Annotated in this window: 17 protein-coding genes; 6 read left to right on the top strand and 11 right to left on the bottom strand. The window is 47.6% G+C overall.

Going from position 1 to position 23,058, the window contains the following annotated elements; all coding sequences use genetic code 11:
• Nucleotides 1–71 precede the first annotated feature (71 nt).
• Together COW15_RS16575 and COW15_RS16570 are read left to right on the top strand one after the other, a co-directional pair.
• Nucleotides 72–1,928, top strand: coding sequence for an autotransporter assembly complex family protein (locus tag COW15_RS16575; RefSeq protein ID WP_293633871.1), 1,857 nt, complete (start codon nt 72–74; stop codon nt 1,926–1,928).
• A gap of 47 nt (nt 1,929–1,975) precedes the next feature.
• Complete coding sequence (locus COW15_RS16570; RefSeq protein ID WP_293633933.1) at nt 1,976–5,893, top strand: translocation/assembly module TamB domain-containing protein; 3,918 nt, start codon at nt 1,976–1,978, stop codon at nt 5,891–5,893.
• Between the two features lie 105 nt (nt 5,894–5,998).
• Here COW15_RS16570 and rplY read toward each other — a convergent pair whose 3' ends face one another.
• Entirely contained in the window at nt 5,999–6,286 is a 288-nt protein-coding gene (gene rplY / locus COW15_RS16565) for a 50S ribosomal protein L25 (protein WP_198780098.1), read from the bottom strand.
• 308 nt (nt 6,287–6,594) lie between these two features.
• Between rplY and COW15_RS16560 the strand changes: the two genes are divergently transcribed.
• The gene (locus COW15_RS16560; RefSeq protein ID WP_293633869.1) at nt 6,595–7,029 is read left to right on the top strand and encodes a hypothetical protein; all 435 of its coding nucleotides are present in this window, start codon (nt 6,595–6,597) and stop codon (nt 7,027–7,029) included.
• Here the strand turns inward: COW15_RS16560 and COW15_RS16555 are convergent.
• The 10 genes from COW15_RS16555 to COW15_RS16510 form a co-directional block, all read right to left on the bottom strand.
• On the bottom strand, nt 6,980–7,528 hold the full coding sequence (locus tag COW15_RS16555; RefSeq protein ID WP_293633867.1) for a DUF882 domain-containing protein: 549 nt from the start codon (nt 7,526–7,528) through the stop codon (nt 6,980–6,982). The two genes, COW15_RS16560 and COW15_RS16555, sit on opposite strands and share 50 nt — an antisense overlap.
• A gap of 123 nt (nt 7,529–7,651) precedes the next feature.
• Nucleotides 7,652–9,241: a L,D-transpeptidase family protein gene (locus COW15_RS16550; RefSeq protein ID WP_293633865.1), complete on the bottom strand. Its 1,590-nt coding sequence runs from the start codon at nt 9,239–9,241 to the stop codon at nt 7,652–7,654.
• A 214-nt stretch (nt 9,242–9,455) separates the two neighbouring features.
• Nucleotides 9,456–11,639, bottom strand: a complete 2,184-nt coding sequence (mdoH, locus tag COW15_RS16545) for a glucans biosynthesis glucosyltransferase MdoH (protein WP_293633863.1) — start codon at nt 11,637–11,639, stop codon at nt 9,456–9,458.
• Between the two features lie 23 nt (nt 11,640–11,662).
• Nucleotides 11,663–13,303 (bottom strand): glucan biosynthesis protein G, encoded by a 1,641-nt coding sequence (locus tag COW15_RS16540; RefSeq protein ID WP_293633861.1) that lies wholly within the window; start codon nt 13,301–13,303, stop codon nt 11,663–11,665.
• 478 nt (nt 13,304–13,781) lie between these two features.
• On the bottom strand, nt 13,782–15,176 hold the full coding sequence (locus COW15_RS16535; RefSeq protein ID WP_293633859.1) for an ATP-binding protein: 1,395 nt from the start codon (nt 15,174–15,176) through the stop codon (nt 13,782–13,784).
• 93 nt (nt 15,177–15,269) lie between these two features.
• On the bottom strand, nt 15,270–15,929 hold the full coding sequence (locus COW15_RS16530; protein WP_293633857.1) for a response regulator transcription factor: 660 nt from the start codon (nt 15,927–15,929) through the stop codon (nt 15,270–15,272).
• Between the two features lie 10 nt (nt 15,930–15,939).
• A complete protein-coding gene (locus COW15_RS16525; RefSeq protein ID WP_293633855.1) occupies nt 15,940–16,848 on the bottom strand; it encodes an FAD:protein FMN transferase in 909 nt (302 codons plus the stop codon).
• A gap of 201 nt (nt 16,849–17,049) precedes the next feature.
• Nucleotides 17,050–18,369 carry a DUF3570 domain-containing protein gene (locus tag COW15_RS16520; RefSeq protein WP_293633853.1) on the bottom strand — a complete coding sequence of 440 codons (1,320 nt, stop codon included), beginning with the start codon at nt 18,367–18,369 and terminating at the stop codon, nt 17,050–17,052.
• A 111-nt stretch (nt 18,370–18,480) separates the two neighbouring features.
• Nucleotides 18,481–18,699 (bottom strand): DUF4266 domain-containing protein, encoded by a 219-nt coding sequence (locus COW15_RS16515; protein ID WP_293633851.1) that lies wholly within the window; start codon nt 18,697–18,699, stop codon nt 18,481–18,483.
• Nucleotides 18,700–18,702: 3 nt separating this feature from the next.
• Nucleotides 18,703–19,170, bottom strand: coding sequence for a TlpA disulfide reductase family protein (locus COW15_RS16510; protein ID WP_293633849.1), 468 nt, complete (start codon nt 19,168–19,170; stop codon nt 18,703–18,705).
• Between the two features lie 347 nt (nt 19,171–19,517).
• Between COW15_RS16510 and hyaA the strand changes: the two genes are divergently transcribed.
• Genes hyaA through cybH form a run of 3 tightly spaced genes read left to right on the top strand, consistent with a single transcriptional unit; the run spans nt 19,518 to nt 23,055 of the window.
• Entirely contained in the window at nt 19,518–20,654 is a 1,137-nt protein-coding gene (hyaA, locus tag COW15_RS16505) for a nickel-dependent hydrogenase small subunit (RefSeq protein WP_253988004.1), read from the top strand.
• 3 nt (nt 20,655–20,657) lie between these two features.
• Nucleotides 20,658–22,361, top strand: a complete 1,704-nt coding sequence (gene hyaB, locus COW15_RS16500) for a nickel-dependent hydrogenase large subunit (RefSeq protein ID WP_293633844.1) — start codon at nt 20,658–20,660, stop codon at nt 22,359–22,361.
• A 19-nt stretch (nt 22,362–22,380) separates the two neighbouring features.
• Complete coding sequence (gene cybH, locus COW15_RS16495) at nt 22,381–23,055, top strand: Ni/Fe-hydrogenase, b-type cytochrome subunit (protein WP_293633843.1); 675 nt, start codon at nt 22,381–22,383, stop codon at nt 23,053–23,055.
• Nucleotides 23,056–23,058: the final 3 nt, after the last annotated feature.

The following is a 23,058-nucleotide window of genomic DNA, read 5'->3' as shown; positions in this document are numbered from 1 at the left end:
TAATTTCAATCATCTCCTTGCCTGTTGCTTTTATTCTGGCGACAATGATGCCACATCACAGGGATCATAAAGTGCAGCTATTCTTGCAAATCACGTCATTTTCTTTTCGTTTCAATTTGCTTGTTGGCCTGAGTTTAGTCACGTCAGTGACTGTGGCCGCCGACAATTTTTTAACGCTTTCGGTCACAGGCGTCGATGAGTCTTTACAGCGCAATATTCTCGCCCATTTAGGTAATTTGCCCGATTCCGAGGTGCAGCGCCGTGCCTTTTTATTCAACGTTGAAGACAATGTCAGTACCGCTTTAGAGTCCATGGGTTATTACCACGGCGAAGTCGAAGAAAAATTGATTGAAAACGACAAGGGGCCTTGGGAACTCAAGCTCATAGTTACTGCGGGTGAACCCATTAAAATTCAATGGGTTGACATTAACTTCTCCGGGGAGATGCTGACGGATAGCGCTTTCGATACCTGGTTATCCCAAGTCAAGATCAAACCCGGCGATACCTTAAATCACGGTAGTTATTCGGAGTTAAAATCCCAACTGGTCACTCTCGCCCTCGCCCGTGGTTATTTCGATGGAGAGTTCACCCAATCGCAAATTAAGATCAATCGGGATGTAAATACTGCCCAAATTAGCCTGCATTTCGACTCGGGCGAGCGTTATCACTTTGGTCAAGTCAGCTTTGATGGCCACACCCTAGAGCCGGATATTCTCACTAAGCTAGTGCCGTTTAAAGAGCATGCCGCCTATTCGACCCGCCGCGTCAGTGCCCTTAATCGGCAGCTATTAGATACTGGGTATTTTGCCAATATCAAAGTGCTGCCGCAGATAGATCAGGCTAAGGATAACCAGTTACCCGTAAAAGTGGAGCTAACGCCAAAAGCCAGCCATTCAATTGAACTGGGTCTAGGGGCGGACATAGGACAAAGCACAGATAAAGCCTTCGATCCTAGAGTACGGGTGACTTGGCGTACACCCCAGGTCAACAAATACGGCCACTCTCAGGAAACCAGTCTAGAGTGGTCACCTGAAAGGCCCAAGTTTTTAACGACTTATACTATTCCGCTCACCCATCCACTGGACGATCAGTTGAAAATTCGCTTAGGGTTGCTGCGGGATAAATACGGTGTGACCCAAGTTTATGAGCCAAAGGATAGGGATTTTCGCAATACTGGCCAACTCGAATCCACTAAATATCAACTCGGATTACTTCGTCAACAAAGATTGGATAATCAATGGTTAATGAGCTACTCACTCGATGCCATTCGTGAGGAATATACCCAGTCGGATATCGATTATAGCCCCAGTTTGTATTTGACTGGCATCAACTTCTCTAAAACCACACGGAGCGATAATTCCCTCGATCCTAAGTCGGGTTTTAGGCAAGTATACAGTATGGATTATGCCGATCCCTATTTAGGTTCGGACATACGTTTAGCCAGATTACAGGCGAAGTTCAAATGGATTGATACCTTCTTCGATAATCACAGATTAGTCGCCCGTATCGATTTAGGCGCTAACCTAGTCAATGAAAATGAACTTGCCTTTGTTCCCCCTTCTTTGCGTTATTTTACCGGGGGCGACCAAACTATCCGGGGCTATGGCTATCAAGAACTCGGGCCCTATCTGGACTTTGTGGACACCGATGGCAACATCAATCGTGAAGTGATAGGTGGTCGCTATTTAATGGTCGGAAGTTTGGAATATCAATACTATGTCACCCCAACATGGCGGGTCGCAACCTTTGTCGATGCGGGTAATGCCTTCGACAATAATCAATTTGAGCCGGTAGTCTCCGTCGGGGGCGGTATTCATTGGATCTCCCCCATTGGGCCAATTAAGTTAGATTTAGGGGTAGGATTGAAAGAGACTGACACCATCGACCGCTCTTGGCGTATTCACTTAACCATGGGGACAGAACTATGAGTCAGCCCCAAGGACCCCATGATAATACAAATATTCCATCGGATAGCATGTCTGTGGGCACACCCGTTGCAGCGGCTGTGAGCAAAGCACCATCCATTGCACAGCGCCTCTGGCGCACGTTTAAGCTCTTAACCCGTATTCTGATTTATGTGCCATTAACCCTATTAGTGCTTTTAGCACTGCTGCTAGGCACTGAAATTGGATCGCGCATTAGTGTCGGCTTAGCTAGCCAATTTGTACCGGATCTCGACCTCAGCTATACATCGGGCTCACTCAATAAAGAACTGACCTTATCCCATGCCGCTTGGTCTATGGATGGCATAAAAGTTGAGCTTGAGGATCTGCACCTCGCTTGGCAGCCCATCTGTTTATTACAAACACAGCTGTGTGTTAACGCCCTCACAGCAAATAAAGTTGATGTAAAAATTGATACCGAACAACTCTCTGCCGGGAATGCACCTGAGCCAGTATTAGAAGATCCGCCCGAAGCGAATACCGAACTCGTATTACCATTTGACATCACCCTCGATATGGCACAGCTCAATGCTATCAATGTTGAAGTCGATGATATGCGTTTTAGCGCCAACCAGATTGATACCGCAGCCACTTGGTTTACAGAAGGACTGAACGTCAAACAGCTCAAGAGCGAGGGACTCTTAGTCTTTATTCCCCTTAGTACAGAAACGACCACAACCGCGAATGCGCCAACGGGCAATGTTCAATCTCCCCAGGGAGCATCTCCTACATCGCCCGTGGATGAATGGGCAATGGCACACCTACCCCAAGTGTTTATGCCGTTTCCTGTGACGGTTAATAGCCTGATTTTAGACAATACCTTGTTGCAAATGGGTGAGCGTAAGGACCATTTTAGTCATGCCGAACTGCAGGGAAGTTTCCGTCAATATCAATTGACCTTAGATCATTTAGTGCTCGAACATACGAGTGGTAAGGCCGATATCCTAGGCACACTCGCACTCGAGAAAGATTACCCTCTGTCACTCAACGCGGATTTCACGCTCAACCAGCTTCCAGAATTACCCGAGCTCACTCGGCAACAGTTGAGCCTGACCTTAAACGATAGCCTAGGACAATTGCGGATTAATGCCTTAGCTAAGGGTGATGCCGATTTTACCTTAGAGGGTCAAATTACCCTGAAAGATCCCTCGATGCCATACAAGGCAAGGCTGCAGCAAGCAAGGCTGCAATGGCCACTTCAACAGGCAGAGTATTCAGTCGATAACCTTAGCATCGACACCCAAGGTACCCTTGAAACTCAGGAGGCGAAAGTCAGCGGCAATGTGCTCACCCCCTTCCATAAAGTGCTGGCAATTGAAACTGAACTGCTTCATAGGGATACCACACTCTTAGTCAAACAATTCAAGGCCAAGGGTGAGATCGGCACGCTGAATATCGAAGGTGAACTCGATTACGCCGAAGCGTTCGCATGGAAAGCCAAGGTGATTCTCGATAGCATCAAGCTTCAAGAATTAAACCTGCCATCCACACAGACCGCGGATAAAACAAGTGAAACTGATACCGCGACCGCAGCGACGACCCCATTGCCAGACAGCCTGATCTCGGGGAAATTACAGACCACGGGTAAATTCGATAATTCCCATTGGCAAGTTGCACTAACCGATACAGTGCTAACCGGTACGATGCAGGGCTATCCATTTGATATCTCGGGAGATGTCAGTGTCAACGATGCTCTGCATGTCAGTGCGAATGGACTGAATGCCCAAGTGCTTGGCTCGACCCTGAATTTAAAAGGGCAAGCCAATACCCGCTGGGATCTAGAAGGCGAATTACAGGTTCCCGATTTTAGCCTCTGGTTACCCCAGGCCAGTGGCCAGTTGCAGGCTAACATCAATGTCACCGGTGATGCGAAACACCCACAGGTTGAATTAAGTGCACAGCTAGCGGATCTGATCTATCAAAACATCAAACTACGGGAATCGATCCTCAAAGCCTATTACAAACCCTTAGATGAGCACGAATTTGCCTTCTCCCTCAAGTCAAAGGCATTCCATCTTGGCTCACAGGCCCTCGATACTGTCACCCTTGGCAGTAAGGGAAACATTCAAGATCAGAAGCTAACACTCAATGCCAATGGCGATCTCGGCCTCGAACTCAGCATCGCCAACCATTACGATCAGAAAAAATCTCAGTTGCACACTGAAATCAATCGACTCAACCTTGCCACCCCGCTCGGCCTTTGGCAGTTAGATAAACATATCAACCTGAGTTGGGATCACAACAAGCATAAAGGCAATATCACGCCCTTCTGTCTCGTCACCCCAAATAGCCAGTTCTGCTTGAATAACCAAATCGTGCTCGGCAACACGGGTGATGCACAGGTCAGTTATGCCGGCAATCCAGGTAAGCTCCTCATACCTATTTTACCGAGCAATATGCATTGGGATGGTAATGCTAGCCTCCTCGCGAACCTCGTTTGGGCCGCTGGCCGTAAACCCACCGCCGATCTTACCTTGGATTTCAGTCCCGGCAGTCTCAAGCTTAAACGGGCCAAAAACCGTGAGGTCACCGTTAACTATCAGACACTTTCTCTACATTCCACCTTAGATGCTAAACGGCTCGTATCTTCAATCAATTTTGAATCTGAAGGGGTGGCAAGCTGGCAGAGTGAAATCACTGTCAATGTAACGCCGGATCGTGCACTTTCGGGCTATGCCAATATAAAACAGATTAATTTACAGCCACTTGGCGAATTTTTCCCACAGTTGAATACCGTTGAGGGCTTATTTACCAGTAAGTTAAACTTTGCAGGTACACTCAATGATCCTGCAGTGTCAGGCAATATTGCCCTGACGCAGGGTGCCTTTGCCCTTACCGCTAACCCGACCTTAATCAATAAAATCGATATGTCTATGACCCTCGGTGGGCAACAAGCCGAACTTAAGGGCCGCTGGATGATGGGAGATGGTTTAGGGAGAGTCACAGGGGATCTACGTTGGCCACAGGGGCAATTTAGCGGTGAACTGGCGATCAAAGGTGACAAGCTTGCGGTGATCCAACCCCCATTGGCACTACTCGATGTGTCCCCCGATGTCACTCTCGCCTTTAACAATCAGCAGCTTGAGCTGAAAGGCGTGGTCGATATTCCATCGGGTAATATCAAGATCGTACAACTTGCCGAAGGCGGTGTCGCCCTGTCCGATGATGTGATATTCGATGACTCTATCGCCGCAACACAGCCTAAGGCCAGTCCCTATGCGATAGTGGCCGATCTGAATATTAACGTGGGGAGCAATCTGAGAGTCGATGGTATGGGGCTTAAAGGCAAGCTGCAAGGCACCCTTAAGTTGCAACAACAGGCGTTTCGGCCACCATTGCTATTTGGTGATATTAAGGTCAAAGAAGGTAATTATAAATTTATGGGGCAAACTCTCAAAATTCGGACTGGGGAAGTCCAATTTGTCGGTCCAACCTCAGTGCCTAACCTGAACATTGAAGCGATTCGAGAAATTAAGAGCGAAGATCTGGTTGCGGGTGTGCGAGTCACAGGAACACCGGCACGCCCCGTCGTGACACTTTTTTCTAATCCTGCCAAAGAGCAAGCCGAGATCTTGTCTTACATTATTAAGGGCAGCGGGTTTAACAATACCAATAACGAGCAAAACAACTCCCTAATGATGGGTGCTGCGTTAGGGTTAAGTTCACAGGTCGGTGGCGGCGGTGCCATTAATAATATCGGCAGCACTGCCACCGGCATTATCGAAGAATTTGGCTTCTCAAACGTCCAGCTAGATACAAACGATGAAGGACGCGTCGCCATTAGTGGCTTTATTGGCGAAAAACTTATGGTGAAATACGGTGTGGGTGTGTTTAACCCTGGCTATGAGATGACAGTAAGATATTACCTGTTATCCCAGCTCTATCTTGAAACCGTCTCAGGAACCTTAGGTCAATCCCTCGATATCTATTATAACTTTAATATCAAGTAGTTCTGGTCGATAATATTGCATCGGCCAAGTTTGTTATCGGCTCACAGTAAATGACGAACACAAAAAAAGCGCCCTAAAGGCGCTTTTTTGCTTCAATTACGACAATTAAGCGTAAACGAAGTCAACGTGTTCGATGATTGGCTTGAACACGTGGCGCTGCATAGCTTGTGCACGAACACCCACTTCCTTACCGTCTAAAACGATAGTGACTACAGAAGTGTAGAAGTCTTCGTTAGCTTGGATGTTAATGATGTCTTTGTGATCAAAAACAATAGAAACTGGCTCTTTGCCTTGGCCATAAATAACAGCAGGAACTTTACCAGCATGGCGTAGGCGGCGGCTCGAACCTTTCCCTATTTCAGTGCGGGTTTGTGCTTGGATAGTGTAAGACATGTGTTTCTCACTTAAATTTAGAGTAAAAGTTGTCATCATTTTCGACCAATGATGACTCATATAAAGCGCGCGCATACTAACACAGTTGCACAACACACACAAGAATACTACAGCGAGAACGCCATTGAACATGGTCCGGTACCGTTATGAGTTCCAAAGAAAATTGACTGAATTGGGGGACTTGTATCTTGGCTGTTACAGCTGAGAAACGGCTTTGATCGCAAACAAAAAACACGAGACATTGATCACAATTGCACTAAAAGAAGCCTGCTAAGCTCGGGCAAATTTCGTTAACAATGCCCTTCAACATGCGTCACGCGCTGTATTTATTACAACTAGAAAATCGACTTTCATGCCAGTTAGCCCGCGAACTCGTGTCCCTTATCGAAACCGTTCCCTATCAGCAAACGACTATTGAATTAACGTTATTGGAGTTGTTGGCTTGCACTCAACAGAAAAATCATAGCTTGATCCAACTGATGCAAACAACAGAGTCAACTGATATCGAGTGTCAAAGACAACGACAATTTCAATTTTCACAGTGTTTAAATCAGTTGATCTGTGATTGGCAACAACACAGGGAAATGAACAAACTCGGTCAGCAATTTTTGCCCCTCCTTAGGCATTATCTCGTTGAAGTACAGGCCCTAGAGCAGGCTTTTTATCAACACATTCTGCGGCAAATTGGCTCGACTACCAGTGCCTCACAGGACCACAATCAACATGTACAAACCCCGACTTAGGATAGTACCCCACTCCACCCAATTTGAGTGATAAGGCTGCATCCCTGAGGGTTTTCAAATTCACACTCGGGATTGCAATATCCATGGCCATACCGCGCATATGGTAACTCTTCTTAGCGACACCACCGCTCTTATTTGCCAACATTGCATTCGTTTTAGGCGAACGGTAGCCAGAGATCACATGGATTTCATCATCAACATTCAAAGTACTTCGCAGCGTATAGAGTAAATCGAATAAACGCTTATCCATGGGCGCAGCAACATTTTGCCTATGATCGCGTAGTAAATGGCTAAAATCCGCGAGCACTTCACTTTGATACTGACCATCGACCCAATAGCTGCCGTCATTACGTTCGCCAGTATGCCGATTATAGAGACTTAACTCGCGGATCCCCTGTGTGGATCGGCTCGCGATGGCTTTTGAAGGGATTAAGGAACACAATGCCACACCACTCAGGCCTAACAACAACTGCCTACGGGCAGGACACATTAACGTCACATCATCACCATTTGTTCGATTTTTGGACACTGAAAAGGCAAATTATACTGAATCGGCGCTCAGATCAAGTATTGAACGGCTATCTAAAATTCAGATCTGTAAATGGCTAAAAAGTTCAAGTGCTTAAGGCTGATAAAAAATAACCGCGGGCACAGCATTGGTTAATTCAGCCTCCAGATGATAAATATCATTACGGTATTGTGCTAGCCCTTGGTCATCAAGCCATGCAGTCCAGTAAACGAGGTGCACTGGCAATTTGTCAGATAAGGCGAACCATTGCGGCTGAGTAACAACTGGCGCTAATCTGTCCCATAAAGCGGTATCTTTAATAAGATGCGCCTTAAACCACAAGGCCAATTCATCGACCCTTTCAACACGAATACAACCAGATGATAATGCCCTATCAGCCTTTTTAAAGAGACTTGGCTCAGAAGTACCATGTAAGTACACGCTGAAATCATTTTCAAAATGAAATTTGTACTTACCTAATGCATTCCTCGGCCCTGGACGCTGTACTAGCTTGAACGGAAAATGGGAGGATGCCAGTGCTTGCCACTCCTCCGGGGAATGGTGCACTCGTTGACCCTCGACATTGTAAACATCAAACCCACGTTCAGAGAGATAATGGCCATCTTTTCGAATGTGCGGCAATATATCCCGTCGCAGGATACTGCGAGGCACGCGCCAATTAGGGTTGAGCACTACGTTGGAAATTTGACTATCTAAAATAGGGGTTTGCCGGGATGGCTTACCGACAATCACCTTAGAACGTAAAGCGAGTTCCCCCTGCACGACTAATTTCATTTCAAATGCGGGCACATTGATAAGCAGGTAACTCGGTGAGAGTGTTTGGCTAAAGACCCTCTGGCTAACTTCATTTTTAGCCAGTAACTGTGCACGTTTATAGGGGGATTGGTTAAGCCAAAACAGCGTCTGTTTGCCAACCACACCATCGGCCTCTAAACCATGGCGCCGCTGAAATCGCTGGATAAGCTGCATAAGCTCTTCGGTATAAATTTGCCCTTCATTCGCCTCAGTTGGTACACTTAACTCCGTGGGTGAGTCTCCCAATAACCAGAGGCGTTGAGCTAAGGTATTCACTATTGGGCTGGCTTGGCCTAAGGTCAGTTTCTCCTCCAGCACTAAAGGTTCCCAAGCGCCCTTATCCTCAAGCTGTACCAATTGGCTAATTTTGTTTAACACTGCAACATAACGCGGGTCATTAACCGGAGTTTCTGTAACAGGGGTTTCTATAAAAGGGGCTTCTACCACAGGTATTTCTACAACTGGGTCTTCTTCAGCCGATGACGTTTTATTCGCTGTCGTTGCAATAAAATGCCAGTAGGTAGAGATTTGCTCTTGCATCCGCAACAGCTCTGCATCTTGCTGTGCGTGGGAAAGCCCCACTTGGTCAGGGTCAAATAGAACCGCCTGCCACTGGGAGAGTGTTCGATAATTAGCACTAAATACTGGGCTAACCCCCGCCAAATCCAACAGCAGTGTCTGTTCGACTAACAGTGGATATTGCTGCAATGGATTAAGAGGCGAATTGATTTCCTGGGAAGTCGGTCCCATCACCGCTTCTGTCGCCGCATGAGCGCAAGCTGGCGTATAGATAAAAAACAAAGATAAACACAATATATGCGGCACTATATCCCTAAAGTGCAAAGATGGCGCAGGTCTACACGGCGTTAATCCATTCACAGGCATCATATACATCTCCCTGCTGACGCATGACATTAGTGCCACTATTCCCTATCACTATAGTCAAACTATGCACCAGAATCGGGATTTTACTCGCATAACAGCAGATCAATTAAATAGATAAAAAAATGCCACCCTATCGGTGGCATTTAACATGAGCTAGGCGCAAGCTTGATGAAATCTAGGCTTGCAGCACGGCATCAACTCAGTGCTAACCTCAGCGTTAGCAGAAAGACACTAAATCTTCTGCCACAAACTGCTCCGGCAATTTCTGCAAACTGCGCAGCATAAGTGGATTGGCCAGAATCAATGCCATTTCTTGACGATTGAATAATGACAACGCGCTTTGTTGACACTGTGCCTCATGCACTTTCACATGCACAATAGCCTCAACGGGCTCTATCGGCGTACCCGCAGCACGCAGGGGTTGCTTATCCACCATGGCTAAGTGCAATTCCATCAAAGCAGTATCCTTTAGGAGTTGCGCTAATGTCCAAGGCTGTGAAATATGTCCTTGATAAGCTGCTCGGGCATCTTGGGCCTGCAAACAAATCGCCGCAGGACTACGCTCCTCAGGCGTTGCGAGGATCCCCGCACGCTTAAAGACTTCACCAATCTTTACCGAACCTGTCCACGCCGAAATGGGCACAGCAAACCATAAACCAATCAGTGCTGGACTCATCCAAGCTAACAAAGTTAACGAATCCAAAATGGCCGCATAACCTAACATCACCCCCGCCAGCATATGCCAACGATGACGATATATCAGCGTAAGCCAAGGCATACTGCCATCATCACGGCGCTGTGGCGACCAACCACTATCCCGCCCCATCAGAATCGACATCACGGCACCACAATGGATAAACATCATGATAGGTGCGATTAACGCCGAGAGTATGACCTCAAAAATCACACTGAAGATGGCTTTAATGCGACCACCCACACTACGGGCAAATGCACCATCCTTCAGTAATAGCAGGACGCCAAAAATCTTCGGCCCAAACAATACCCCCATAGTGATGTAGAACAATCTCAGTGCCCTATCCGAGTCCATGATGGGCCATGTTGGGAACAGCGAGAATTGATCGGTAAAATACTCGGGCCGGATAAAATGCGCCTGCAGGGCGAGCATTAAGCCCGTTAAAATCAGCAGTAACCAAAAGGGCGAAGATAAATACGCCATAATGCCCGTCATTAAATGAAGACGGCTCACCCAGTGCAAGCCTTTGGTCGGTAGGATACGCGAATGCTGTAAATTTCCTTGGCACCAACGGCGATCGCGCACCGCTAAATCGATAATCGATGGCGGACATTCTTCGTATGAGCCCGGTAAGTCATAGGCAATCACCACACTCCAACCGGCACGACGTATCAATGCAGCCTCGACGAAGTCATGGCTCATGATATGCCCCCCAAAAGGCGGTTTACCCTTCAGGTTAGGTAATCCGGCCGCACTCATAAACGCTTCGGTACGGATAATGGCATTATGTCCCCAGAAGTTACCCTCTTTTTGCACCCACCAACCTAAACCAGTGCCAATGACGGGACCATAAATACGCGCCGCAAACTGCTGCAGACGCGCCATTAAGGTCGTGCCATTAATCAGCGAAGGTATGGTCTGGATAAGCCCAGCATCGGGATCGGCCTGCATACGCTGGGCAAGTCCGGTTATGGTTGAGGACTCCATTAAGCTGTCCGCATCGAGCACTAATAAGTGATCGTAACGCGACCCCCAACGACGGCAGAAATCCGCCACGTTACCCGCTTTACGTGCCACGTTTTTACGGCGACGACGGTAATACACACGGGAATGCTTATGGGTTTCCTGGCGCAGCACCAAAAAAGCCTGCTCTTCTAACAGGGCAATTTCGGGATCGGTTGTATCACTTAAGATAAACCAATCGAAGGCATGGCCATGACCCGTTTGCGACAAAGCCTCGGCCATCACTGACACGGCGGAGAATACGCGGTCCGGTGATTCGTTATAAGTCGGCATTAAAATCGCGGTGCGAGTATGTAACTCTGTGACCTCAAGCGCTTTGGCCTTAGGTTTTCGCATTAGGATTAAAAAACCGGCAATCCCGCTACAGAAGGCTAATGCAATCCAGCAGAAGTTGATTGCAAATAACACCAGCATTAAATATTCCAGCGGGGTGATCCCCCCTATGCTGAATACTGCACCCATTTCATAGATAGCAAATGCAGAAAGCAGTAACGCCCCACCCACGACAAAAAAGCGTCTAGAGGTGCTTGAACGAACGCCATTAGCCACAGTGCTTCGACGAGGGAAACCCTCTGGCATTTTGCTTAAGCTTTGGGGCTCCATAGCGCCAGGCCTTTCATTTGGCATGGCGCTGCCCCCCACGAGCACTTCAGCCTCGAGCAGCGAATTCTCGGAAACAGTCATATTTTATTGCTCCGTCATGGACCTTAAAGCGTCCAGCGATAGAGCCAGGTTTCAACCTGACGCGGTGTTGGGAACTTGAGTTCAGCACGTAATTCGATAAGATCTTTATCTTCAGGCTCTAACTCAAACGCGAGGCGATAGCCGTTATTAGCTGCATTACGGGCGATAACCACGTTAGAAATCACGCCGCCAGAAGCTTCCACCTTAGCAAGGGGTAACTCATCTGGCATAGCACCGTTGACATGGTAATCCACAACAAATAATCGTCTTGGGGTCGCCTTAGCGATATCGGCACGGCCACTCGCAGTACGACTCACCACAACAGCATGGGCTTTCGCAACTGGTTCATCGCCCCAACTCATGCGGTAAGCAAAGTGATATTCGCTTCCAGCAGGAATAGGTTGACGCGGTTTCCAGAAGCTGACGATATTATCATGAATTTCTGATTCTGTTGGAATTTCAGTAAGCACTACCGCACCTTGGCCCCAATTACCCACGGGCTCAATCCACAAACTTGGGCGGCGCTCATAGGTGGCTTCTAAGTCCTGATAAGAGGAGTAGCTACGCTCACGTTGGATCAAACCAAAGCCTTGTGGCGAGTTGTCGGCAAATGCGCTCACCTGTAATTGGCGAGGATTTGCCAATGGACGCCATAGGTGCTCACCGCGGCCGTTAAACATCAGTAAACCGTCCGAGTCATGCACTTCGGGTCTAAAATCATCGGTGTCGTGACGGCCATTCAATGAATGTAAAAACATACTAGTGCTAGGTGCTAAACCGACTTTGCTTAACTCAACCCGCGGAAACAGTGTTGCTTCGACGTCGATTTGCGTGTTATCACCAGGACGCACGGAGAAACGGTAAGCCCCTGCCACACTTGGGCTATCTAAAAGTGCATGGACGACAACCAAGTTGCTATCGTAATAAGGACGTTCCACCCAGAATGCACGGAAGATAGGAAATTCTTCCCCTTCAGGATCGGCCGTTTTCAGTGCCAAGCCTCTGGCCGATAGACCATAGGCATTCCCTTTCCCCAAAGCGCGGAAATAACTCGCCCCTTGGAACACCATCAACTCATCAAAAATACCATTGGTATTTAATTGGTTATGAATACGGAAACCTGAATAACCTATGTCGTCATTTGGCAAGGCCTGGGTAATGACTTCACCGGCGGTGAAATACTTAGGCTCATAGGCTAAGTGAGTCGCTTGATTGCCTTCTACAATGGCAATTTCGATCAAATCTTGAAAATAAAATCCGCGGTGAAACATCTGCATTTGAAACGGCAAACCTTGATCACGCCAAATAGACGCAGTCGGGTTAAATCGAATATCGCGATACTCATCATAGGTCAACTTGGCAAGGCCCGCCGGCAAGGGGTCCTTCAATGTCGAATAGGGCTTAGCCGCTAATTTTCGAGCAAGTTTCACCACAGAGTCACCGTCAAAAGTGCCCGTTTTAGTGAATCTCACTTGATTTTTAGTCGCGGGCTGAGTCGCCACTTTCGGCGGCGTGACCACAGGTGTCGTGACAGGTTTGTTCTCAGCAGGTTTTGTCTCTTCAGCAACCACTGCACCAGACAGAGCAAAAGCTACGCCTAGTGCCAGTGAGCAAAGAAGTGACGAATAAGGTTTGGACGATTGGCAACGCAACAAGCTAACCATAGGATAGGTAACCTAAAAATAAACTAAGAAATCAATGTTTTTTCTGTATACAGTGAATTATTTTCACCTCTGTTTTTGGGCGAAAAAAAACATGCTGTTACATATCGCGAAAGATATCAGAAGGAGAAAAAAACTCATAAATAAAGATGCAGTTAACTCCCTTTGAACAATACTATTTAGTAATATAGTTATAACCATAAAGAATAACAAGTGAGTTTTGTCATGCCAGTTGGATCTTTAAAAGCAACAACCGCTGGGAGCATGCCGTCAAGATCTCAATATAGAAATAAAATCAATCTCTTTAGCAAATGGATCGCTGCTAATAATCTTAGGTGATAGCCAAAAATTCGCGAAGGTATTTATGGGATAAATTGAGATATTTGATGGGCTAAACCCATAGACCCGCACTGGCTAAAAGGAGCAAGCCAAATCCAGCATCACCCCGCCTCATATTGAACCACAACGACGGTGACCACGACTACTGCGGTAGAAAAATTGAAACTATTAATCCCCCTTGTTGACGAGGCTGGAGCTGTAAGTGTCCCTGATGCAGTTCAATAATATGGTGGCAGATAGAAAGCCCAAGTCCTGCCCCAACGCCTTCATTTTCATTCACACGATAAAACCGCTCGGTGGCGCTGGCTATTTGCTCAGGTGTCATTCCCTGCCCTTGATCGCTAATACAGATCTCCACGCCCGAGGTGACCGAGTGCGCCGATATCTGGATTTCAGATTCGATTGGACTGTATTTACACGCATTTTCGATAATATTCTTCAACACTAGGAGCAAATAAAATCGGTCACACTTTAAATATAAATGGGAGTCTATATTAATATCCCATTGATAATCAGTGATTTGTGGCATTAACTGATTCAGCGCATCTTCCACCATGGGCAAGAGCGCATAGGATTGTACATTCAGTTCATCGATAGAATCCACCCGCGCCAGTACCAATAGCTGTTCAACGGTATGACTCATATGTACCACGCCCGCATCGATCGCAGCCAAGTGAATATGCAACTGCGGATCATCTCCCACTAATGTCGCTAAACCATGTTGATGTAACTTAATCACTGACAGTGGGGTTTTCAATTCATGGGCCGCATCGGCACTAAAACGCCGCTCCCGGGCAATAAAGCGTGCAATACTGGTAATATACTGATTAAGCGCACGGCGCACAGGGACTAATTCCTTTGGCAATGGCATAGTCAAGGGGGTCAAATCGTTTGGCGTTCTCTGGATCAGTTCCCGCTCAAACTCTTTCAGTGGTCGAAAGAGGATATAAAACAACAAACTCACTATGATGAGGGTCAGTGGTACAACAATTAATGGCACGACGACGGCATTATGCATTATCTGCGACACTAATTCTTGGCGCACTTCATCCTGCTGGGCTGTAACAATCCACACCCGATTTTTAATCGAAAAAAAGCTAAAGACATGCCAAAGCTCCCCCTCAAACATTTTTTTATGGTAGCCCTGCACCAGCTCAGTGATGGGCTGGCGACCGATATTATCGGATAACACTATGGCTTGCCCTGACTCACTCCAGATCTGAAAAGCGAGTTTATGCTCATAGGCCAGTTTCAAGGCATCGGCTTTCTCGGCGAAGGTGCTGACTTGACTATCGGGCACATGGAGAATTTGTGGCCCACGGTTTGGTCTCGAAAGGTCGGCCTCATTCTGATAAAAAAGTTCAAGTATTTTAGCCGTTTGTAACATTTGCGCATCGAATAGTTCTTCAATTTGATGCCTGGAGTCCCGGGTACTGAGCCAGCTAGAAATGCCTACCGACACGGAGATCCCCGAGAGCATCAACAGCGTGAGCAACAAACGTAATGAATACAAGTCCAGACCCTTTAATCGATTCAATCGGATATCCCCGTCGTTTAGGTATGTTACTAAATACCGATAAACGCAGGGTTTGTCACTCAAATCCTCGGGTTAATTTAATCGAGCACCAGACTAATTCAACTCAATCAAGGTATAACCTATGCCACGTACTGTCTTAATTAAATCATTTGCGAGCTTTTTACGCAGATGATGGATATGAACTTCTATCGAATTACTCCCCACCTCGTCCCAACCGTAGGTCAACTGCTCCAACTGGCTACGGGTCAATACACGCCCTGCAGACTGGGCAAGCTCGAGCAGCAATTGAAATTCACGCCGAGAAAGGAGCACATTTTGATCGCGAAAGGTGACTTCGCGGCTCGTTAAATCGATACAAAGTGCGCCAATAATCAAGCTATTATGATCCAGACCATGCTGACGTCTAACGATGGCACGAATGCGTGCGGCTAGCTCACGCACATCGAAGGGTTTACCAAGATAATCATCGGCGCCTATGTCTAAACATTCGAGCTTAGTGTCAAAATCGGTATTGGCGGTCAGCACTATGGTTGGAATGGACACGCCCTGCTGACGCCAGGCTTTGAGTAGCTCTTTACCGTTACCATCGGGCAAGCCCAGATCTAGCACTATGGCACTAAAACTTTCATTTTTGATGCCCACTAATGCCTGCTGATAGCTGTTTAAGTGATCAACCTGCATACCCAGCTTGGCGAGACTTAAACAAATGCCCTGGGCCAGCAACTCATTGTCTTCCACTAACATAATACGCATTAATGATGCCTTATCGAAAAATACTATATTGAACAGACTGTTGCTCTAAAAATATCTCGGCACTCGTCCCCTGTAACATGGCCATAGTGGCGAGCATGCCCGCCGTGACGCAATTGGGCCCAAGTACAGTGACCGAACGTGGTGCACCGACGACAGGATAGCCAGTGCGTGGATCGACAATATGGCCATAACGCCGACCATCGACCTCAATGAAACGCCGAGTATCCCCACTCGTCGCCAGCGCCCCCTGACTGATGGCAAGGACTTTCGCCGCATGGTCAAGATGCTGTGGATCTTCGATGCCCACCTGCCACGGTGTCGCTTTGGGTATTGGGCAAGCAATATCCCCTCCAAAATTGACTAATACCGATATCTCTGGATAGCGATCCGCTAAATGGTAAGCGACGCTATCGACGGCGTATTCCTTTGCAATACCGCCAAAATCGAGCTGCATTCCGGCGGGCATAGTTAACCCATGGGAATTAAATTCGATGCGTTCAAACCCCACTAGAGCTTTAGCGCTGATAATATCTTGGTGTGCGGGGAGAGTGGCATTGGGCTCAAAACGCCACAGCTGCATCAAAGGTCCGGCCGAAATATCAAACAGCCCTTCACTCAAATCAAAGCATTGTTGTGCAAAAGATAATAGCTGCAAGGTTTCTTCGTCTATCGCTTGCCTCTGGCCTCGGGCCTGATTCAATTCCCATAGATAATTGTTGGTGATGAAACGGCTGTATTTTTGTTCTATTCGGCGCACCTCAGTGACCGCCATCTCGAGCATTTTATCGGCAATGTGTGGCTCATCGGAGGCAATAAGGAGTTCGCAGGGACTCGCCATAGCGCGAAACTCACCGACATAACCCCATTCACGGCGTGACAAGGTATAGGGCACTGCCGCCGGGGAAGATGTCAACAACATATAGTCACCTCTTCAGATTGCACCACATTATGTTCCCACCGCACTATATTCCACTGCACTATATCCACCGCTATATATGCCACTCTAGCAGCAATCATACCTAATCACGCTGTGGATAGCTTGAGTAAGGATGTCTCGAATAGGGATAGCTTAATCGCCATTAAGCTATCCTCAACACCTATACTCAAAATATTCCGCAATCTAAAAAGAATAGCTAAATTGCGCAGTTATCGCTTTTTGAGTCGGGAATAGATCATAGTTTTGCAGCTCCCCAGGGATAGCCGTGCCATTATTTTTCGGATCCTGTTGATAGTATTCCAAACGGTAGGACATTTCATGCCCGCCCGCTAAGCGATGCCCAAACTTCACACCAATAGTGTATGCCGTCATATCGCCAATGCGATAATCGGCACTGGCAAACTCGGGCATGGGAGTATCGGCCATCAAGAAGGGCTGATAAAAGTCCACCGCGCTTTGCTGGTAATAACGTAAATGCAATTGACCATAAAAACTGCCGCTAAAGTAATAACGGTAATGGGTCTCTAGAGTGTGCGAGGTTAAATCCCAATCATCGGTATTGTAGCGGTAGGAGAAATCCACCACCCCCGAGTCTAAAGCGCCTTTAGTCATCACATAAAAACTGTGTTTTAAGCGGGAATCGGGACGGTTCTCGTAGACGATATCTTGAGTCAGACCGTTGTCATCTACCACACTCAGGACTTTATAGGGATCGGTTAAATAGCCGTTGACACTGGATAAACCGTAATTGGCCTGCAACAGCCAACGTTGGCTCAGCACTTGGGTGATGCCCAACATAATATCGGCGGTCTGCTTATCATCGCTACCGCTTTGACGGGTCGCATCAAATGCTGTGCGGTAGGCTTCTTCTGTGGTGAAGTCATCGCGCATGGCCATAGAGGATAAGCTCACTGGGCGTCCGCCGACGGGATCGACCACATCGAAACTATAGGCCGTCCCGAGAAATAATGTCGTATTGTCCTTATTGAAACCGCGCTCAATACTGGCATTGAGCCCCATTGACATATAGTCAAATTCCTTTGAACCATACACCCCAGCAGTGACTTTCCAATCTGGATTTAACACTTGAGTCCAGTTCACATTGCCTTGCACACGGGTATCATGGAAAGTGTCATCGAGCGGCGTATCCCCCGCTGCCACACTGTATTGGCCATTGCCCGATGGACGGGTAAAGGTTTGACTCGTCCCCTGGGCGACGGCACCCGACGCCGAAGCACCAGTTAAACTGTCTACAACGAGTTTAAGATCCAGCACACTGTCATCACCAAAGGCTTTTTGCGCTGTACCTATGGCTTCAACGGCCTGCACTCTATCCTGCTCACCGTAATACATCAGCGCCGCATCGACTTTCCAATCATCGACTTTTTTCGCTATTTCGGTGGCATGACCACTGGTGGCAAATAGGCCGCAACTGGCTAAGGCTAAGGCGCCGGCAATCTGCTTAGTCGGTCTTGCATTCTTTTGATTGTTATTTTTAGTCATAGCTGACAACACCTGTAGGTCACTTATCTCTATGCAATACCGCGGGATTTCGCCCTTGATCTCGTCACATTTGTTCATTACATCTAAGGGCAAATAACACCAACGGAGCGTTTAGTTACAACCACAACCACCACCAGCGAAGGCTCGGCCACCGCTACTGCCTTCTTTACTGAAATAGATATGATCATCGAGGGCCAGATCGAGTTTTTCACTGTCGAGTGCCATATCACTGCGGGCCAATTGGCCTTTCTCCCAAGGCTCTACCCCTAAGCTTGAGCAACCACTCAAGCCAACAATCAGGGCCACGACGACAAAAAGGGGTTTTCGCATAAATTACTCCTTCAATAGGCTAATAAGTTCTTGCTCATATTCAGCGGCATTGTCTTGATAAAAACCAACATGGCTTTGCACTAACTGCCCCTGGCGATTGAACATAAAGCTGCTGGGCATTCCCAGTAAATCGAAGCTACGGGCGACATCGCCTTCGGGATTAAAACGCACAGTAAATTGGGCGGGAACTTGCTTTAAAAACTCATCGGCTAGGGCTTGGTCGGTATCGAGGTTAATCGCAACTACGGCTAGGCCTTGGTCTCGATACTTTTGCTGCATTGCATTCATCCAAGGAAAGGACTTACGACAAGGACCACACCAAGAGGCCCAAAAATCAACGTATACAACCTTGCCCTTAAATTCGCTCAACGAAATCACTTGGTTTTGTGCGTTAAACACTTGGTGATCTAAGGAAGGAGCGCCATGGGCTCCAGCAGTTAGCAATGCTAATAACAACCATCGTTTTCTCATAGGGAGTCCACCTTTTACAGTTGAGTGTGAATCTATTCACCGAATCTTAAGGTTTTCTTAAACTGAAAAAGAAAAAACCACGCTGATGTTCCCGGTTCTTCCACATATATCAGTTGCTTACAAAACGAACCGCACCACAGTTTTATAAAAAACGGGACATTTTGACCCATTAGGAAAAGCGAAATTAGATCTGGGTCATGTTAATTAAATGTCAAAATCTGTTCTATCACATCTCTCAAAAATTCTTGATATACATCAATAATCTTTACAGTCTGGCGGCCTAAACTGACAGAGTCAATTATGTAAACCCTTACCAATTTACATTTAAATAACAAAAAGGTTGACCCATGGACACACATGCAGCCCTATATGAACAGGGAAAGGCGCGCTTAGATGCACTGCGCCAATTCGCTCCCCGTCAACAACAATCTCTTATTGAGAAAATGCAACAACACGGCATTAGCCGCCGTGATTTTATGAAGTGGAGTGCAATGGTGACGGGCATGCTCGCATTACCACTGCCCTTTAGTAATTTAGTCGCAGAGGCCGCCGAATTAGCCGACCGTGTACCCTTAATCTGGTTACATATGGCCGAGTGTACTGGCTGCTCTGAATCCCTAGTTCGTGCCGATACACCCAACTTAGATTCATTGATCTTCGATCATATTTCCTTGGAATACCACGAAACCTTAATGGCTGCAGCGGGTTGGCAAGCCGAAGAAAACCTCGAACATGCATTAGAAACCTACAAGGGCCGTTATCTGTTGGCCGTTGAAGGAGCCATACCTACCGCCAATAACGGCAGCTTCTTGACCGTAGGCTGTAAAGGCCACACAGGTTTAGAAATTATCAAACATGCCGCCGATGGTGCCGCAGCCATTATCTCTGTGGGGACCTGCGCTTCCTTCGGTGGGGTACAGGCCGCCTACCCTAATCCAACCGGGGCTAAGGGCGTACATGAAGTGGTCAGTAAACCCGTGATCAACTTGGGTGGTTGTCCACCGAGTGAAAAGAATATCGTCGGCACCCTGATGTACTTCATCATGTTCGGCAAGTTGCCAGCGCTGGACATGTTCAACCGTCCCAAGTGGGCCTACGGCGCACGGGTACACGATAACTGTGAACGCCGTGGCCGCTTCGATGCTGGTGAATTCGTTGAAGAATTTGGCGATCACGGCGCAAAAGAAGGCTATTGCCTCTATAAAGTGGGTTGTAAAGGACCTTACACCTATAATAACTGCCCAACGGAGCGCTTTAACCACCACACAAGCTGGCCAGTATTAGCGGGCCACGGCTGTATGGGCTGCTCAGAGCCTAACTTCTGGGATGATATGGCCGACTTTGAAAAACCCCTTGGCCGTCAACTCCTCCATGGATTGGATGCGACCGCAGATACTGTTGGTGCGGTGATTTTAGGCGCGACTGTCGTGGGTATTGGAGCCCATGCCGTTGCCAGTATTTTTGCCAAGCCGCTGGAGGAATAACCCATGAGCAAGCGCGTTGTTATCGACCCTATCACACGTATCGAGGGTCACTTACGTATCGAAGTTGAAGTTGATGAAAATAACGTCATCAACAAGGCTTGGTCATCTTCAACTCTTTGGCGCGGTATCGAAGTCATCCTTAAGGGTCGTACCCCTATGGATGTCGGCCTGATTGTGCAGCGGATCTGCGGAGTCTGCACTTATTCCCACTACCGCTGCGGTACTGAGGCGGTTGAGAATGCCCTTGGTATTCAAATCCCGTTGAACGCCAAATACCTACGCTCATTGATGCAAACATCCTTATACATGCATGACCATATAGTGCATTTCTACCATCTACATGGCTTAGACTGGGTGGATGTAGTATCAGCGCTGAGCGCCGATCCTGCTAAAGCCGCACAGGTGGCACTCAAGTACACGGATAAACCTATCGCCGCCGGTGAAGGTGAATTACGAGCGGTGCAAGAGAGAGTCAAAGGCTTTGTCGAAACCGGTAAATTGGGGCCATTTGCCAATGCCTATTGGGGCAATGGCACCTATAAATTTACCCCAGAGCAAAACCTTATAGCCCTATCACACTACCTAAAAGCCCTAGAGGTTCAACGGGTTGCAGCAGAAATGTTGGCAATTTTTGGTGGTAAACAACCGCATCCACAATCCTTAGTCGTCGGTGGTGTCACCTCGGTGCGTGACATGTTAAGCCCAGCACGTCTGCAGGAATGGAAGCAAAAACACGCGACCGTGACTGACTTTATCCTGCGCGCCTATCAAGCGGATATCGTGATGGCAGCCGAAGCCTTTGGTACTGAGCCTAGCGTGCTTGGCGGTGTGAATGTGAAAAACTTCATGGCGACCAATGACTTCGTACTCGCTAACGGCGAATATATGTTCGATCAAGGCGTGATTATGAATGGGGATTTAGCCGGTGTTAGCGATGTGAATCCTGAACTTATCGCCGAGGATGTCAGCCATGCTTGGTATACCGCCGATGCACCACAACACCCCTACGATGGAACGACTATTCCAAACTATACCGGCTTTGTAGAGCGGGATACCGTCTACGGCAAACTGCCAACCTTAGATGGTGACGGTAAATACTCTTGGGTGAAATCCCCCCGCTATCAAGGTGAACCCGTCGAAGTGGGCCCACTCGCCTGCCTCTTGGTGAGTTATGCCCGCGGTAATAAAGTGGTGGTGGATTCGGTTAATGCCCTGCTCACCCGCACGGGTTTACCGATTTCAGCGCTATTTACTACCTTAGGCCGCACCGCAGCGCGGATGCTACAGACGGTTATCGTCGCCCAGGAAGGGTTAAGAACCTTCGATGCACTGCTGACCAATATTCAGTCCGATGAAGCAACCTATGTGAAGCCGGATATCGACCCAAGCAAAGAGTATGTCGGTCACGCCATGATTGAGGCGCCACGGGGCATGTTAAGCCACTGGATCCGCATTAAAAATGGGGTGATTGAAAACTACCAAGCCGTGGTACCTACTACCTGGAACGCAGGTCCTGTGGATGCCAACGGTAAGATAGGCCCCTATGAAGCGTCACTCATTGGTTTAAAACTGGAAGATCCAACCAAACCCCTTGAGGTGATACGTATTATTCACTCTTTCGACCCTTGTATGGCGTGTTCTGTACACGTGATGGACTATAAAGGTCAAGCATTGAGCGAGTTCCGTGTCAGCCCCAATGGCCAATAAACGAGGGAGGGAACGCAAAATGAACCATTCTGCAACCCGCATTCGGACACTGGTTTTTAGTCCGGCAATACGAATTTTCCACTGGTTACGGGCACTATCGATTCTCGTGCTCGTTATCACTGGCTTCTATATTGCTTGGCCGTTTCTTGTGGCGCCCGAGAGCACAGATGTGCTGGTACAAGGCTGGATACGTTTTGCCCATTTGATCTGTGGTTTTATCTTAACCGCAATCACCTTGGCGAGATTCTACCTGTATTTTTTCAGTCGCAGTGATATCGAGCGGCGCTCATTTCGCGATGTGATGAGCGTGAAAAGCTGGGTAACTCAACTGAAATCCTACATTTGGATGGGACACTTACATAAAGCGGGTGTCTATGGACCGCTGCAATTTGTGACTTATGTAGCAATCTCACTGGTCGCTCTCGTGATATGTATAACGGGTCTAGTGCTGTATGCCAATGTGTATCACCAAGGTTTAGGTGGCATGCTTTGGGGCAGCGCAGCTTGGATCACAGCACAAATGGGTGGACTGGCACAGGTTAGGATTTGGCACCACTACTTAACTTGGGCATTCGTTATCTTTGTGGTTATCCACGTCTACATGGCGGTTTGGTCAGGGATACGCTTCAAACATAACTCGGTCGACTCAATTGTCTCTGGCTACGACTATCCGAAGCCAGACTCACACCACTAGGAG

The sequence above is a fragment of the Shewanella sp. CG12_big_fil_rev_8_21_14_0_65_47_15 genome (assembly GCF_002783505.1).
Taxonomy (GTDB): Bacteria; Pseudomonadota; Gammaproteobacteria; order Enterobacterales; family Shewanellaceae; genus Shewanella.
This window is presented reverse-complemented; position numbering and strand designations above follow the sequence as displayed.

Bases quoted from the DNA above. Each gene is read 5' to 3' on its own strand.
- COW15_RS16570 (WP_293633933.1), top strand. From the start codon at position 1,976: ATGTCTGTGGGCACACCCGTTGCAGCGGCTGTGAGCAAAGCACCATCC.
- rplY (WP_198780098.1), bottom strand. From the start codon at position 6,286: ATGTCTTACACTATCCAAGCACAAACCCGCACTGAAATAGGGAAAGGT.
- COW15_RS16560 (WP_293633869.1), top strand. From the start codon at position 6,595: ATGCGTCACGCGCTGTATTTATTACAACTAGAAAATCGACTTTCATGC.
- COW15_RS16550 (WP_293633865.1), bottom strand. From the start codon at position 9,241: ATGATGCCTGTGAATGGATTAACGCCGTGTAGACCTGCGCCATCTTTG.
- mdoH (WP_293633863.1), bottom strand. From the start codon at position 11,639: ATGACTGTTTCCGAGAATTCGCTGCTCGAGGCTGAAGTGCTCGTGGGG.
- COW15_RS16540 (WP_293633861.1), bottom strand. From the start codon at position 13,303: ATGGTTAGCTTGTTGCGTTGCCAATCGTCCAAACCTTATTCGTCACTT.
- COW15_RS16530 (WP_293633857.1), bottom strand. From the start codon at position 15,929: ATGCGTATTATGTTAGTGGAAGACAATGAGTTGCTGGCCCAGGGCATT.
- COW15_RS16525 (WP_293633855.1), bottom strand. From the start codon at position 16,848: ATGTTGTTGACATCTTCCCCGGCGGCAGTGCCCTATACCTTGTCACGC.
- COW15_RS16520 (WP_293633853.1), bottom strand. From the start codon at position 18,369: ATGACTAAAAATAACAATCAAAAGAATGCAAGACCGACTAAGCAGATT.
- COW15_RS16515 (WP_293633851.1), bottom strand. From the start codon at position 18,699: ATGCGAAAACCCCTTTTTGTCGTCGTGGCCCTGATTGTTGGCTTGAGT.
- COW15_RS16510 (WP_293633849.1), bottom strand. From the start codon at position 19,170: ATGAGAAAACGATGGTTGTTATTAGCATTGCTAACTGCTGGAGCCCAT.
- hyaA (WP_253988004.1), top strand. From the start codon at position 19,518: ATGGACACACATGCAGCCCTATATGAACAGGGAAAGGCGCGCTTAGAT.
- hyaB (WP_293633844.1), top strand. From the start codon at position 20,658: ATGAGCAAGCGCGTTGTTATCGACCCTATCACACGTATCGAGGGTCAC.
- cybH (WP_293633843.1), top strand. From the start codon at position 22,381: ATGAACCATTCTGCAACCCGCATTCGGACACTGGTTTTTAGTCCGGCA.